Origin of the sequence: Acinetobacter sp. AL9, assembly GCF_041464035.1 — a bacterium.
Classification (GTDB): domain Bacteria; phylum Pseudomonadota; class Gammaproteobacteria; order Pseudomonadales; family Moraxellaceae; genus Acinetobacter; species Acinetobacter towneri.
This window is the reverse complement of record NZ_JAYFSK010000126.1, coordinates 1-1382: the sequence shown is the minus strand read 5'-3', so window position 1 is coordinate 1382 and position 1382 is coordinate 1. Positions and strand designations below refer to the sequence as shown.

Below are 1382 nucleotides of genomic sequence, written 5' to 3'. Positions count from 1 at the left end.
GATGTTAATGCATCAATTAATATCCTGCGATATGCGGATAAAGATTTAATCACTGCATAAGTGGTGATTAAGGCGGTGAGTTACACCGTGACAGCCTATGGAATTGAGGTAATCCCTAAAGCAAATGTTTTAGGTTCTTGATGGTGAAGTAGGAATTAAACATCAAACCCACATTGAGTAGGTTTGAGTAGGTTTTAAATAACGGCTATAATCTCAGGCTTCAGGTCAGGAGTTCATCATGCGCGCCCTTAAAGTCAGCATTAAATCAGAGCAAGATATTGAGAAATTACGCATTTCGGGGCGTTTGGCTGCTCAGGTGTTGCAGATGATTGGCGAGCATGTCAAACCCGGAGTCACGACAGAATACTTAGATGATTTGTGTCACGATTATATTGTAAATACCTTAAAAGTCATTCCTGCCAATGTGGGCTATCACGGTTATACCAAAACCACCTGTATTTCACCCAATGAAGTGGTCTGTCATGGTATTCCATCATCCAAAACCATTTTAAAAGATGGCGACATTATTAATATTGATGTGGCAGTGATTAAAGATGGTTTTTATGGTGATACCAGTCGTATGTACTATGTGGGTCAGGTGAAACCAGAAGCGAAAAAACTGGTCGATACCACTTATGAGGCGATGCGCGCAGGGATTCATGCGGTGAAACCGGGCGCGACTTTGGGCGATATTGGCTATGCCATTCAAAGTGTGGCGCATCGTGAAGGGTTTAGCATTGTGCGTGAATATTGCGGACATGGTATTGGGCAGGTGTATCACGAACAACCAAGTGTGCTGCATTATGGTCAGCCTGGACAAGGCTTGGTGGTTAAAAAAGGCATGGTATTTACCATTGAGCCAATGGTGAATGCGGGCAAAGCGCGTGTGAAAGAACTGAAAGATGGCTGGACGGTGGTGACGACAGATAAATCACTTTCTGCACAATGGGAACACATGGTTGCTGTGACTGATACAGGCTTTGAAGTGTTATCGCCGTGGCCAGAAGGTACGGGGAGTTATCCTGAAATTTAATGCACGAATGCTTTCAGGTTAAGACTGATAGATAAAACATCTTAGACTTTAGTTTTAAACTATTTGTTAAAAAATGAACAATCGCTATAATTGAAGTCAAAGATACTTGCTGTAGTTTCTTTGTTTTAGCTTTCTTATTTTAGATTGTAGTTTTCAAAGCTTATCTGTCTTAGATAAGCTTTTTTTTTGCTGTTTCGTATCTGAAATCAAAAGATCCTATGTGCGTAAGCGTCCGCTGAACCCCATGCCTATTTTTTAATTTGAGTTGGATTTCCAGCGATGTGGCAGTAATTCTTCTATTTGGGTCGCTTTATGCGTCGGCAGCCTTTTCAGCACATCACTTAAATAG

Annotated in this window: 2 protein-coding genes; one reads left to right on the top strand and one right to left on the bottom strand. The window is 41.4% G+C overall.

What is annotated here, in order from left to right; all coding sequences use genetic code 11:
• Positions 1-238: 238 nt before the first annotated feature.
• Positions 239-1033, top strand: a complete 795-nt coding sequence (gene map / locus ACEO2X_RS13830) for a type I methionyl aminopeptidase (RefSeq protein WP_179995686.1) — start codon at positions 239-241, stop codon at positions 1031-1033.
• Between the two features lie 255 nt (positions 1034-1288).
• Here the strand turns inward: map and ACEO2X_RS13825 are convergent.
• Positions 1289-1382: transposase domain-containing protein (locus ACEO2X_RS13825; RefSeq protein ID WP_136143756.1), on the bottom strand; the 94-nt coding region annotated here is incomplete at its 5' end.